At 58.3% G+C, this 12,107-nt stretch carries 13 protein-coding genes; 6 read left to right on the top strand and 7 right to left on the bottom strand.

Translation table 11 applies throughout. From position 1 onward, the window contains the following. Positions 1 to 250 precede the first annotated feature (250 nt). Positions 251 to 1,000: a hypothetical protein gene (locus tag GAO09_RS28715; protein WP_153360256.1), complete on the top strand. Its 750-nt coding sequence runs from the start codon at positions 251 to 253 to the stop codon at positions 998 to 1,000. Further along, the gene (locus GAO09_RS28720; protein WP_153360258.1) at positions 994 to 1,824 is read left to right on the top strand and encodes a hypothetical protein; all 831 of its coding nucleotides are present in this window, start codon (positions 994 to 996) and stop codon (positions 1,822 to 1,824) included. Before GAO09_RS28715 ends, GAO09_RS28720 begins: the two co-directional genes overlap by 7 nt. Positions 1,825 to 1,827: 3 nt before the next feature. Here the strand turns inward: GAO09_RS28720 and GAO09_RS28725 are convergent, their stop codons facing one another. After that, complete coding sequence (locus tag GAO09_RS28725; RefSeq protein ID WP_153360260.1) at positions 1,828 to 2,415, bottom strand: TetR/AcrR family transcriptional regulator; 588 nt, start codon at positions 2,413 to 2,415, stop codon at positions 1,828 to 1,830. Between the two features lie 141 nt (positions 2,416 to 2,556). On the opposite strand from GAO09_RS28725, the gene GAO09_RS28730 reads away from it, so the two are divergent. After that, a complete protein-coding gene (locus GAO09_RS28730) occupies positions 2,557 to 3,318 on the top strand; it encodes an SDR family NAD(P)-dependent oxidoreductase (RefSeq protein WP_153360263.1) in 762 nt (253 codons plus the stop codon). A 67-nt stretch (positions 3,319 to 3,385) separates the two neighbouring features. Here GAO09_RS28730 and GAO09_RS28735 read toward each other — a convergent pair whose 3' ends face one another. The 5 genes from GAO09_RS28735 to GAO09_RS28755 form a co-directional block, all read right to left on the bottom strand. Continuing rightward, positions 3,386 to 4,093, bottom strand: a complete 708-nt coding sequence (locus GAO09_RS28735) for a GIN domain-containing protein (RefSeq protein WP_153360265.1) — start codon at positions 4,091 to 4,093, stop codon at positions 3,386 to 3,388. Between the two features lie 44 nt (positions 4,094 to 4,137). Continuing rightward, positions 4,138 to 4,710, bottom strand: a complete 573-nt coding sequence (locus tag GAO09_RS28740) for a DUF1700 domain-containing protein (protein ID WP_153360267.1) — start codon at positions 4,708 to 4,710, stop codon at positions 4,138 to 4,140. After that, entirely contained in the window at positions 4,707 to 5,030 is a 324-nt protein-coding gene (locus GAO09_RS28745) for a PadR family transcriptional regulator (protein ID WP_153360269.1), read from the bottom strand. The genes GAO09_RS28740 and GAO09_RS28745 overlap by 4 nt, the downstream gene beginning before the upstream one ends. Before the next feature lie 216 nt (positions 5,031 to 5,246). Next, positions 5,247 to 6,842 carry a phosphoglycerate dehydrogenase gene (serA, locus tag GAO09_RS28750; RefSeq protein WP_153360271.1) on the bottom strand — a complete coding sequence of 532 codons (1,596 nt, stop codon included), beginning with the start codon at positions 6,840 to 6,842 and terminating at the stop codon, positions 5,247 to 5,249. Positions 6,843 to 6,918: 76 nt separating this feature from the next. Then, entirely contained in the window at positions 6,919 to 8,100 is a 1,182-nt protein-coding gene (locus tag GAO09_RS28755) for a phosphoserine transaminase (RefSeq protein ID WP_153360273.1), read from the bottom strand. A gap of 498 nt (positions 8,101 to 8,598) precedes the next feature. On the opposite strand from GAO09_RS28755, the gene GAO09_RS28760 reads away from it, so the two are divergent. The 3 genes from GAO09_RS28760 to GAO09_RS28770 all read left to right on the top strand — a co-directional run bounded on the left by GAO09_RS28760 (position 8,599) and on the right by GAO09_RS28770 (position 10,866). Beyond that, positions 8,599 to 9,243: an outer membrane protein gene (locus tag GAO09_RS28760; RefSeq protein ID WP_153360275.1), complete on the top strand. Its 645-nt coding sequence runs from the start codon at positions 8,599 to 8,601 to the stop codon at positions 9,241 to 9,243. Positions 9,244 to 9,427: 184 nt separating this feature from the next. Continuing rightward, positions 9,428 to 9,727 (top strand): hypothetical protein, encoded by a 300-nt coding sequence (locus tag GAO09_RS28765; protein WP_153360277.1) that lies wholly within the window; start codon positions 9,428 to 9,430, stop codon positions 9,725 to 9,727. 500 nt (positions 9,728 to 10,227) lie between these two features. Continuing rightward, a complete protein-coding gene (locus GAO09_RS28770; RefSeq protein ID WP_153360279.1) occupies positions 10,228 to 10,866 on the top strand; it encodes an outer membrane protein in 639 nt (212 codons plus the stop codon). Between the two features lie 242 nt (positions 10,867 to 11,108). On the opposite strand, the gene GAO09_RS28775 is transcribed toward GAO09_RS28770, so the two are convergent. Then, positions 11,109 to 11,945 (bottom strand): outer membrane protein, encoded by an 837-nt coding sequence (locus GAO09_RS28775; RefSeq protein ID WP_153360281.1) that lies wholly within the window; start codon positions 11,943 to 11,945, stop codon positions 11,109 to 11,111. Between the last annotated feature and the right edge of the window lie 162 nt (positions 11,946 to 12,107).

Raw genomic sequence — 12,107 nt, forward strand, 5'->3', positions numbered from 1 at the left:
CCGCATTCGTAGATAGTCAAGCAAACGAGAACCGCCAACTGAACTTCACTCACATGGATGTGATAAGGCAGCCGAACTATTTGATCGGGCGAGGAAATTTGGAAGACACGCCGCGTCATCCGCCTTGGTGAAATCCGGTGTGTTCGGCGCAAATACGGTAAAAGCCCCCTCTGCTGCGCCGCGAATGAGACATATTGCCGTGTTGTCGCAAACAGATAAAGGGATTGGCCCGCACGGACCATAAAAACATATGCACAGTGCAGATCTTGCCGTGGAAAATCGGCCATGGCCACGAAGGCTGATCAAGACGGGTTTCGACCTTGTCCGCGCCATCGCGGGAACACTGATTCTGGTCGGAGCCGGCTTCATGCTGATCCGCTATTTCAACACCGCCAATCCAGAAATGCGGCTCGTGCTGCCATTTATCGCGCCGATGTTTCTGTGGACGATGGCCGCACTCTGCACCGGCGGAAAACGCCCCGGCCTGTCGCTGGCGCCGGAACATATCTGGATACCCGTGAATGTCAGCGTGGTCATAACCATCATACTTTACGCCAATCTGGTGCCCATGCTTTACCTTGGTCCCGGCCTGATCATGTCGGTGCTTTTCTCAACCGTGCTCGCCTTATGCGTCACCACCCGTCGGCCGCAGCATGCGCAACTGCTGCTACGCCCCGTGCTTGCCGGTCTCGGCATCATGGGCGTTGCTTGGCTGGCTGTAAGCATTGTCCTTCCCGCCGCCATCCGTCAGAACATCGCGGAACTCGCCGGCAACAAGCCTTACACACTTTATGTCCCCGATCCGAACAACCGGCGCATCACGCACGAGCTGGTCGCAGGACCTGATTTCTGGACATTTCAATCAATGTTGTCGGACGAACGCATTCTGCATTGCCATATGCATCTCGTCGTCGGTGACCAACCCTTCTATGGCAAGCATTATCACTGGTCCTTCTTCGACGGATTTCGTTTCGTGGAGAATGGCGAGGGCAAGTGCTGAACGCATTGCTCAGAGGCGAGAACGAGAGAAACATGCAGCCACTTGATTTTGCCGACAAGAACCGTGCCTTCGCCACAACTATACTCAAGGCGACGTTCGGCATGGCCATGGCGTGGATTGGCGCCTTCGTTTCGCTGGGCTTCATTCTGGTGGTCGTTTACAATTTCACGCCCGAGCAACCAAGCTCCCTCATCATGGCCGTCTGGCTATTGCCCATGCTGGTTTGGGCGTTGGCGGCAATGCGTGCCGGCGGGACCTTAGCCGGATTGTCGCTGGCCCCGTCACTGGTCTGGAAACCGATGCTGTTGAGCATCGTCGCAGGTGGGCTGGTTCTCATCATTGTGCTCACCTTCATAAGCACGTCCCAAGACCCCGTGCTCGGATTTACCGCGCTGATCGTCGTCAGCGTCGGACTGACGGCGATGCCGACACTTGTCGTCACCCTCTTCGTCGCCACCAACAATCGTCAGCGGATGCGGCTGCAATTCGGCCTCACACTGGCCGGCATCGTCGCCACGGCGATATGCTGGCTTGCGATCAGCATCGCTCTTCCCATTGCGATGCGTAAGAATATCACCGAGCTTGCCGGTGACCAGCCGTACAAATTGTACGTGGCCGGTCAGAAGAACAAATTTCAGTACCGGGAACTGAAAACCCTGCCCGGCTTATGGACGTTTCAATCAATCTTTTCCGCGGATCGCACATTTCGCGCTCACATGTGCCTTTATGTCGGCGTCGAAGGCGGTCCGCGAAAAGGTTATCACTGGTCGTTCTTTTCAGGATTTCGCTTTCTGAGAAATCCGAAAAACGCCGTCTGGTGCTGACGCCTAGCGCACACCCGGAAATGCCGAAAGCGCCTGTTCCGCCACGGCCCGCAATGTTTCAGGGCTGAAACCCGCCTTGGCCTGCACCGCCATGCCGTGGAGAATGGCCAGCACGAATTTCGCGAGCGTGTCGGGGTTTGCCGTCGGCAGCAGGTCGCCTTCCACCTTTGCCCGCTCGAAACGCGCAAGCAACATCGCCTCGCCTTCCGCCCGCGCCTCGATCAAAGCCAGCCGCACCGGTTCCGCCTCGTCCGATCCGGCCAGAATGCCGTTGATTCCGAGACAGCCGGTATGTTCGGGATATCGGGTATTGAGATCGATGGCGTTGAACAGGATATGCGCCGCGACCTCGCGCGCCGTCGGCAGTTGCAGCGCAACCGGAATGTAATCGAGATGGCGCTCGTAATAACGCGTCAGCACCTTCTTGAAGAGCGCTTCCTTGTTGCCGAAGGCAGAATAGAGCGCCGGCCGTTCCACCCCCGCAGCCTGCGTCAGGTCGGCATAGGATGCGCCTTCATACCCCTTGCGCCAGAACACGCACATGGCGGCGTCCAGCGCCTTCTCCACATCGAACTCGCGATGGCGTCCCATCAGTTCATACCCATCCATTTCATAACGACCATTATTAAAACGCTTGACCGTCTCTGTCAAATTTCATACCGATCATTACGTAACGATCGTTATGAAATTTAATCATGGGCGATGACCCGCTCGAAACGAGAAGGAACGGACATGTCGAATTCATTAAAGGGCAAGGTGGCGCTGGTGACCGGCGGATCACGCGGCCTCGGGGCGGTGATTGCGCAAACGCTGGCCGATCTCGGCGCCGATGTCACCATCACTTATGTCGCCTCGGCGGAAAAGGCCGAGGCGGTCGTGGAAAAGCTGAAGGCGAAGGGCATCAGAGCGCTGGCGATCCAGAGCGATCAGGCCGATATGACGGCAGCAAAGCCGTTGATCGAAAAGGTGATCGCGCATTTCGGCAAGCTCGATATCCTCGTCAACAATGCCGCCGTGGTGGCAAAAGGCCAGACGGTCGATGACCCGGACCTCGACACGGTCGCACTCGACCGTCAGTGGCAGATCAACCTGATGGGGCCGATTGCCACCACCCGTGCAGCCGCACCGGTTCTGTCCGATGGCGGCCGCATCATCTTCATCGGCTCGCTGAACGGCACGCATGCCCTCATTCCCGGCGTGGCGGATTATGCCGGCACCAAGGCCGCCATCAACGGTTATGCACGCGGCCTCGCCCGCGATCTCGGCCGCCGCAACATCACCGTCAACGTGGTACAGCCGGGCGCCATGCCGACCGACATGATGGTGGAAGCACTCGGCAGCACGACGGCACCGGACGCGTTTCTCGACATGCACGCCATCCGCCGCATCGCCACGCTCGAAGAGGTTTCCGCATTCGTCGGCTTTCTGGCCGGGCCGAATGCTGGTTACATGTCGGGCGGCGTGATCGATATGGCGGGTGGCGTCGCCAGCTGATCGATCCTCGTCGGGTCAGAAGACGGTCCCGGCACATATGCGCCGGGACCGTGAGACAGCACAAAAATCAACGCGTCTGCGATATGTTGCCACTGCCCTTGACCACGGAACGCCGCATCACCGCAGGCCCGATAACTTCGACATCACCGCTGCCGGCAATAAAGACGTCGGCCTCCGCCTGCGCCATCAAATTGGCATCGCCGCTGCCGTGCACTTCCACCTGCACCAATTGCGCCACCAGCTTTTCGAACGACACATTGCCCGAGCCGGCAATGGTGACATCCACCACGTCTGCCTTCCCTGTGGCCGTGGCGCTGCCGCTACCCTTCATGACCATATCCAGCCGAGGCTGATCGACCTGCGACAGCACAAGATCACCGCTTCCATGCACTTCCCAGCGTGCAACAGAGGGGCCTGATAGCCGCACATCGACCCGCGGCGAAAACCAGCCTGGGTCGCAATCGAGGCTCAACTCGCCGCCATCGATACGGATATGATCGAGCACGGCAGCATCACCGCTGATGATGGCCTGCGGCTCGCCACCGGGCTGAAAATGCACCGATGCCGGCATACGGATGATAAAGCTCTCCGCCGATGTCAGCGGCAGCGTGACCCGGTCGCGGCCGGATGCATTCTGCCCGCAGGTGGATTTGTCGGCTATCCACAGCCGCGCCGCGTCGTGCCAGTTCGAGCCTGCCAGCGCGAACCCCAAGGACAGGAATGCGGCGGCGCCAACCAATCCTGCAGTCGCTACCAATGCCAGTTTGCGTGTCATGCCTCAATCTCCAGAGACAATTTGAATTGTTGATGGTGGACGTCTCAGATTTCCCGGCGATCCTGCTGCAAAACGCGAAAATGCAGCCGCGCATAATGGCCAAATATGCGGATACCCGCGCCCATGCCAATTAACAGCAATGCACCACCACCGATGAGGCATGAGACCAGACCTGCGCCGATGAACAGGCTCGCCAGCACATCCATGAACGCCATCCCGGGCGGCAAAAGCAGCGCCGTCACCATGATTTTCAATCCGGCAGCACCAAGTGCCAAAAGAACGATGGCAAGTGCCGTTGCGATGATGACGACGATCAGGAGAAGCGGCAGCAGGAAAAACAGATCGACAATGGCAAGTCCGGAAAGCGCCATCAGCGCGGCAAACAGATTGGTCAGGCTCCAATGCTGCTCAAAGCGCCGCAAGCCTCTTTCCGCCCGGATTTCCCGCGCGATCCGATCAGGATTGCCGAGCGCCGCCGCCACTTCTGCCTCGCTGCGGCCATCCATGCTGGATTCGGAAAAATGCGCCGCATAATCGGCGACGATCTCCTCGACCTCATCCTTCGAAAGCCCATTCAGTCCACGCCGCAAACGGCGCAAAAAATCACCCCTGCTCATGTCAGATCCTCAAGAAGCGTGTCGACTGCACCAGAAAAAGCGCGCCAGTCCCGGCGATGCGTTTCGAAAACCGCCTGCCCGAGTGCGGTCAGTCTGTAATATTTACGCGGCGGCCCGCTGCTGGATTCTTCGAGGCGGGTGACGACCAGACCGTCAGTCTGCATGCGGCGCATCAGCGGGTAAATCGTGCCCTCACCCATGCCCACCGCGTTCACGAGCGTGCTGGCGATTTCATAACCGTAACTCTCTCCCCGCGACAGGACGGCCAGCACACACAGGTCGAGAACACCTTTTCGCAGCTGGACATGAAGTGAATCCAAGTTCGCAACCTCTCGCTTAAATTGTGTATATAACACGGTATCATGTTATGCAAGGTAGCCGGGTGAATTTTCAAGGCCCACACCCGTGGCGGGAATTCACCCAGACAGGAAATGCAGAGATGCATTGTCAAAAACGAAAAAAGGCCCGGTGCAAATGCACCGGGCCTTTCTTTTGTCGCCCCTCAGAGGTTCTTGCTTTTATTCGTGAGAGGTCAATTATTCGACGTTGAATACCAGCGGGCGGGCCTGCTTGATCGCCGCATTAGCGGTCAGCTTGTCGAGGACGGCCTGCGAAACCGGCGCGTCGACATAAAGAAGCGCGATGGCATCGCCGCCGCCGACTTCGCGGCCAAGCTGGAAGTTGGCGATGTTGACGCCAGCATCACCCAGTGTAGTACCCATGAAGCCGATCATGCCGGGCACGTCGGTGTTGGAGATGTAGACCATGTTGGCGCCGACATCGGCGTCCATGTTGATGCCCTTGATCTGGATGAAGCGCGGCTTGCCATCGGAGAAGACGGTGCCGGCAACCGAGCGGGTCTGCTTGTCGGTCTTGACCGTGAGCTTGATATATCCGTCGTAAACGCCTGTTTTATCACGCTTTACCTCGGAAAGAACGATGCCCTTTTCCTTGATCATGATCGGTGCCGAGACCATGTTGACGTCGGCCACCTGATTGCGGATCAGGCCGGCGAGAAGAGCAGAGGTCAGAGCACGCGTGTTCATGGTCGCGGTCTGGCCGTCGAACAGGATCTCGATTTCCTTGATCGGATCATCCGAAACCTGACCGACGAATGCGCCGAGAACGTCTGCAAGGCGAATGAACGGCTTCAGGATCGGCGCTTCTTCGGCGGTGATCGACGGCATGTTGATGGCGTTGGAGACGGCACCCTTGACGAGGTAGTCCGACATCTGTTCGGCGACCTGCAGGGCGACGTTTTCCTGGGCTTCCGTGGTCGATGCACCGAGATGCGGCGTGCAGACGACGTTGGGCAGGCCAAACAGCGGGCTTTCCGTGGCTGGTTCGACTTCAAAGACGTCGAAACCGGCACCGGCGACATGGCCGGACTTGATGGCTTCGGCAAGCGCTGCCTCATCGACCAGACCGCCACGGGCGCAGTTGACGATACGAACGCCGGGCTTGGTCTTGGCGAGATTTTCAGCGCCGAGAATGCCGCGGGTCTTGTCGGTCATCGGTACATGCAGAGTGATGAAATCGGCGCGCGGCAGCAGTTCTTCCAGCTCGACCTTTTCGACGCCCATTTCCTGTGCGCGTTCAACCGACAGGAAGGGATCGTAGGCGATGACATGCATACCGAGGCCAATGGCCTTCTTGCAGACGATGCCGCCGATATTGCCGGCACCGATGACGCCGAGCGTCTTGCCGGTGATTTCGACACCCATGAATTTCGACTTTTCCCACTTGCCGGCCTGCGTCGAGGCATCGGCTGCCGGAAGCTGGCGGGCAACGGCAAACATCAGCGCGATGGCGTGTTCCGCCGTCGTGATCGAGTTGCCGAACGGGGTGTTCATGACGATGATACCGCGCTTCGACGCAGCCGGGATATCAACGTTGTCGACGCCGATACCGGCGCGTCCGATGACCTTGAGGTTGGTCGCGGCGGCGATCAGCTTTTCCGTCGCCTTGGTGGCCGAGCGGATGGCGAGACCATCGTAATTGCCGATGATTTCGGCCAGCTTGTCCTTGTCCTTGCCGAGTTTCGGCTGGAAATCCACTTCAACGCCGCGATCGCGGAAAATCTGGACGGCGGTTTCCGACAGTTCGTCGGACACGAGTACGCGAGGTGCCATGTTTGGGCTCCTTAAAAGGGGTTCAATGCTGAATGCGTATGAGGCGGTGCCGCATCAGGCGGCACCGGAAATCAAATCAGGCGGCGGCCTTGTTGAGCGCAGCCTTCTGCGCTTCGAACGCGTAGGTCAGCCACGGCATCAGGGCAGCCATGTCGGCCGTTTCGATGGTGGCCCCGGCCCAGATGCGCAGACCCGACGGAGCGTCGCGGTAAGCGCCGATGTCTAGCGCGACACCTTCCTTTTCGAGGATCGAGACCATGCCCTTGGCGAAGGCTGCCTGTGCGTCGGCATCGAGAGCGGCGACGTCAGCATCGGCGATCTTCAGGCAGACGGAGGTGTTGGAGCGGGTCTCGTCGACCTCAGCCAGATTGGCGATCCAGTCATTGACCTCGACGAAATCGAAGATGACTTTGGCATTGGCATCGGCGCGGGCGATCAGGCCTTCGAGGCCACCGACCGTCTTTGCCCATTCGAGCGCATCGATATAGTCCTCGACGCAGAGCATCGACGGCGTGTTGATCGTTTCGCCCTTAAAAATGCCTTCCGAAAGTTTTCCACCCGAGGTCATGCGGAAAATTTTTGGCAGCGGCCATGCAGGAACGTAAGTGGTGAGGCGCTCGACAGCACGCGGCGACAGAATGATCATGCCGTGACCACCCTCACCGCCCAGAACCTTCTGCCAGGAGAAGGTGGTGACGTCGAGTTTGGCAAAGTCCATGTCCTGCGCGAAGGCGGCCGAGGTCGCGTCGCAGATGGTCAGGCCCTTGCGGTCGGCCGGGATGAAATCGGCGTTCGGAACGCGGACGCCGGAGGTGGTGCCGTTCCAGGTGAAGACCACGTCACGATCGAAGTCGATCGTGGAAAGGTCGGGCAGAAGGCCGTAACCGGCCTCGATCTTGCGGACGTCCTTGAGCTTCAGCTGCTTGACGACATCGGTGACCCAGCCGGCGCCAAAGCTTTCCCAGGCGACCATGTCGACGCCGCGCTCGCCGAGCAGCGACCACATCGCCATTTCGACGGCGCCAGTATCGGATGCGGGAACGATGCCGATGCGGTAATCGGCCGGGACGCTCAGAATTTCACGGGTAAGATTGATGGCCTGTGCCAGCTTGTCCTTGCCAACCTTGGCGCGGTGCGAACGACCGAGCGGGGCATCGGAGAGAGCGTCTAGCGACCAACCGGGGCGCTTCGAGCAGGGGCCAGAAGAAAAATGAGCATTATTCGGACGTGAGTCCGGCTTCGCGGTGCCATTGGCCATATGTATACCCTCACAGGTAATTAGCCTCTCGTTGGGGAGAGGTGTCCCGCCGTCGGAGATATTGGAAAATGAGCAGACGCGCAAGAGGGAAATTCTGAGCCTTGCACCGACAAGAAGGCGATCCACGATTACGTCTTGTCCCTAAAACCGCAAATGCAAGCGGACAAGCGTCGAAACGGTCGCTGCCTTTTCGCTGGGATCGGGGGCGAGTTTTCCGGTGCCGGTCGTTTGAACGCAGCCCCGAATCCAGCAGAAGCGTAAATACGCGGCGATGAGAAGCCGAGCTTATGTGGATAAAAACTTGAGAGAGCCAAGTAATTGATCTCACAACCGGGCCAGCCCACTGGTCACGTTTTCGAGAACACGACAGCGAAACACCGTTGCACTTCAGGCCGAAAATAGAAGCACTATCCAGACTCATGGATCATGTTGCCGTTTCGCTACAGACTCTTGAACAGGAAATCCTTATCTGCCGCTCCACAGTTTTAGGAGTAAGCAATGTTCAAGACTATCGCCCTGGCTTCGGCCCTCGTACTTTCCGCTTCCGTATCGGCCATGGCTGCTGATGCCGTTTATGAAGTCCCGGCCGCTCCGGTTGCCGTCGACGCTCCGGCATTCACCTGGGCGGGCGCTTACGCCGGTGTACAGGGCGGCGCAGGCTGGCTCGATGGCACGTTTGGCTTGGCCGGCGTCGGCAGCGCCACGCAGGATTTTGACGGCGGCATCGTCGGCGGCTTCGTCGGCTACAACTGGCAGTTCAGCAACGGCTTCGTTGCCGGCATCGAAGGCGACCTCGACTATAACTTCAACGAGGAAAGCGCGCTCGGCACTGACATCGGCACCGACTGGTCCGGCTCGGTTCGCGGCCGCGTCGGTTACGCATTCGACCGCGCTCTGGTTTACGGTGCAGCCGGCTGGACCGCCACGAACGGTTACGTCAAGAATTCCGCCCTCGGCATCGATGAAAATGAAGTCTTCAACGGCTGGACCGTTGGCGCCGGCGTCGATTTCGCGGTGACCGACAACATGTTCCTGCGTGGCGAATACCGCTACAACGATTTCGGCGACAAGGACATCGTACCGGGCCTGAACGTCGATCTCGATCAGAGCGTCGTCAAGGTTGGCCTCGGCGTCAAGTTCTGATCCTTCGAACGATCTTTTGAAAAGGGGCCTTCATGGCCCCTTTTTTTGTGGTCCCCTGCCTGTCCCTCGGACCTAGCACTCGGCTCCAGCACGGACCCGGCTCCGGCGGAATGCGAGCGTTATTCCATCATCTTCCACCTGACGCCTTCCCGTCCGGCATCATGGCATTTTTCTCTGGAAAATGATGCGGCGCGCCCGTGGTCGTATCGGGCAAGAGGTGACGGCCCGCGGCCTCGCCCGCCTGGCACCGTCGCTGCTATTTCCCATCGATGTCGTGCAGTATTCCGGTGCAGCAATACAATGCGCCGGCGCGGCTCTCTGCTTTGGCCTCATTATCGTCGGCATTGCCATAAGCCCGCCGGAACTTTTGGTCCCCACGACATTTTCCCGCCTCGCCTACGCCAGCTTCGAGCTCTCCTTCCCGCATCCGCAGGTCATTAGTTTCCTCGTGGGCCGGGGCGCCTTCATCGCCGTTCAGACTTGATACCGGGCAAGACGGCAGCTGATGCCGCCTGCTTGACGTTCGTCGCGCTGATCCTTATCCCCTCGAACCTGCTCACAAGACGATTCATCGAAATACCGAGTGAACACCTCGGGGCCGGTTGCCGACCCTGCCGGCCGGGAATCGTACCGATCAGGTCGGGCCCCGCGCGCGCCATCAGACGCAGGCCCGCACTGGGCCCGGACAGAATCACAAACGAATCTCCTCGAAACGCAATTGTGGCGACCCGCCACAAAGCGAACACAGAATATACAATCTTAAAACAACAATAAGCTTCAATAAAAACACAGTATACCCATGATTAAATTTTCGTTATAAATAATAAAATGGTAAATTTCCCATTAATGCAAAACATTATCAATTTTTATGCTTGTTATTTTTTGGAAATACACAATTAAGCATGATTTAATCGTATTTTTACCTTGGATTTTCTTCAATGCGACCGATACGAATTCCGTCATCAGACAACGACGGGGTTCTACATGTTTAAATTCATTTCCTTGGCTTCGGCCGCTTTTCTCTGCAGCACTGCCCTCACCTTCGCGGCCGACCTGACCGACAACGCGGTACCGCCGGTCGCCTTCGAGACGCCGGCCTTCACCTGGACGGGCGCCTATATTGGCATTTCCGGCGGTGCCGGCTGGCTTGACGGTTCAACCACCAAATTCGGCCGCTACCACGACAAGCAGGATTTTGACGGCAGCGTTTTCGGCGGTTTCGTCGGCTATAACTGGCAATTCAGCAACGGCATCGTTGTCGGCGTCGAAGGCGACGTCGAATACAATTCCAACGACGAAAAATTCTTCGGTTACCGCACATTCGGCACCGACTGGCAGGGCTCCGTACGTGGCCGCGTCGGTTACGCCTTTGACCGCCTGATGGTGTTCGGAACTGCCGGCTGGACCATGGCCAACGGCCATATCGAATATCCTTGCGTGGATGAAAACACGACGTTCAGCGGCTGGACCGCCGGCGCCGGCATCGACTACGCGGTCACCGACAAGGTCTTCCTGCGCGGCGAATACCGCTACAGCGATTTCGGCAGCAAGGAGATCGTTCGTGGCATGAACGTCGATTTCGACCAGAGCATCGTCAAGGTCGGCCTGGCCGTGAAATTCTGATCCGCCGGAAGGCAGGATCACATGCACTACAGTGCCCGCTTTCACAGGCCACACCTGGCGAGGCGCTGCAGATCAGGATCACCATCTCGCCCGCCGCCGAGACTGACCCTGATGACGGCGAAAAGGGATCCCAAGGGATCCCTTTTTGTCGTTGTACGACCCTACGCTTTGGTGAAAACGGAAAAAGACCGCTCCTTGCGGAGCGGCCTCTGGTGGATCGCAAAAACGCTGAGCGCGCCGTCTTACTTGTAGACAGCCGGAGCCGGTTCCGGCTCATAAGCAACGGGCTGGCTGCAGTTGTTGTTGAACATGTAACGAGCGCCAAGGCGTGCCTCGTGGCTATAAAAGCCCTTGTCGCGGCCCGGACCGCCGTTATCGGCATAACCGAACATGTTGCCGCCATCGACATAACGGAAGCGGTAGCCCAGATCGGCCTTGAGGTTGCAGGTAACGTCGATGGAAGCACCGGCCATCAGGGCAGCCGTGGCGCGCCACTTGCCCTTGCCGCTATGTTCCGTCGTGTTGCAGCCCGGCGTCGCCGGATCATCACAGATCGTGTTACGCAGATTGCTCCACTTCACGTAGGTCGCACCGAAACCTGCACCGACATAAGGCGTGATCGAGGCATAGGTGCCGAGATCGACATACATGTTGGCCATCAGTGAATAGGCCCGGAACGATGCCGCATCGCTCGACGTGCAGACGCCGCCTCCAACGCAGGTGCCGATCGTGCTGCCACGGAAATCGGTCTTCGTCATGTGATCCAGGGTCACGTCGCCGCGCAGGTAGTCGTTAAACTGGTAACCGACACCGCCACCCACTGTGAAGCTGTCGTCGACGCGCGCCGAGGCAAAATCGACTTCGTTGCCCGAGAAACCGCCCTGATAAAAACGGGCACCGCGCAGTTTGTTGAAGGAATAACCGACGTCACCGCGAAGGTACCAGCCGCCCGACGACTGCTGGATTTCGACTTCCGGCGCACTGTCGACCGGGATCGGCTGCGGCTGGTAAAGATCTGCAGAATTGGCTGCAGTCGTGGCCAGCAGAAGCGCTGCCGCTGCACTCAGGATTTTCTTCATGGCTTCCACTCCGGAGCTTTAAACCGTTCAGCCGGGCTTTACTCCCGACTTTTTCACCCCTGATCATTAACGATAAAGGTTAAGGAGCCATTAAGCATAAACTGCGAGCTTTTATATTGTGAAACCCAAGTAAACTCGCCAGTTTCACAACAGTAAAAACAA

This window comes from Endobacterium cereale (genome assembly GCF_009617585.1).
GTDB classification, from domain to species: Bacteria; Pseudomonadota; Alphaproteobacteria; order Rhizobiales; family Rhizobiaceae; genus Neorhizobium; species Neorhizobium cereale.

What these genes read in the sequence shown, in the direction of transcription:
- GAO09_RS28715 (WP_153360256.1), top strand. Translation starts at nt 251, where the DNA reads ATGCACAGTGCAGATCTTGCCGTGGAAAATCGGCCATGGCCACGAAGG.
- GAO09_RS28725 (WP_153360260.1), bottom strand. Translation starts at nt 2,415, where the DNA reads ATGGGACGCCATCGCGAGTTCGATGTGGAGAAGGCGCTGGACGCCGCC.
- GAO09_RS28730 (WP_153360263.1), top strand. Translation starts at nt 2,557, where the DNA reads ATGTCGAATTCATTAAAGGGCAAGGTGGCGCTGGTGACCGGCGGATCA.
- GAO09_RS28735 (WP_153360265.1), bottom strand. Translation starts at nt 4,093, where the DNA reads ATGACACGCAAACTGGCATTGGTAGCGACTGCAGGATTGGTTGGCGCC.
- GAO09_RS28740 (WP_153360267.1), bottom strand. Translation starts at nt 4,710, where the DNA reads ATGAGCAGGGGTGATTTTTTGCGCCGTTTGCGGCGTGGACTGAATGGG.
- serA (WP_153360271.1), bottom strand. Translation starts at nt 6,842, where the DNA reads ATGGCACCTCGCGTACTCGTGTCCGACGAACTGTCGGAAACCGCCGTC.
- GAO09_RS28755 (WP_153360273.1), bottom strand. Translation starts at nt 8,100, where the DNA reads ATGGCCAATGGCACCGCGAAGCCGGACTCACGTCCGAATAATGCTCAT.
- GAO09_RS28760 (WP_153360275.1), top strand. Translation starts at nt 8,599, where the DNA reads ATGTTCAAGACTATCGCCCTGGCTTCGGCCCTCGTACTTTCCGCTTCC.
- GAO09_RS28765 (WP_153360277.1), top strand. Translation starts at nt 9,428, where the DNA reads ATGCGGCGCGCCCGTGGTCGTATCGGGCAAGAGGTGACGGCCCGCGGC.
- GAO09_RS28770 (WP_153360279.1), top strand. Translation starts at nt 10,228, where the DNA reads ATGTTTAAATTCATTTCCTTGGCTTCGGCCGCTTTTCTCTGCAGCACT.
- GAO09_RS28775 (WP_153360281.1), bottom strand. Translation starts at nt 11,945, where the DNA reads ATGAAGAAAATCCTGAGTGCAGCGGCAGCGCTTCTGCTGGCCACGACT.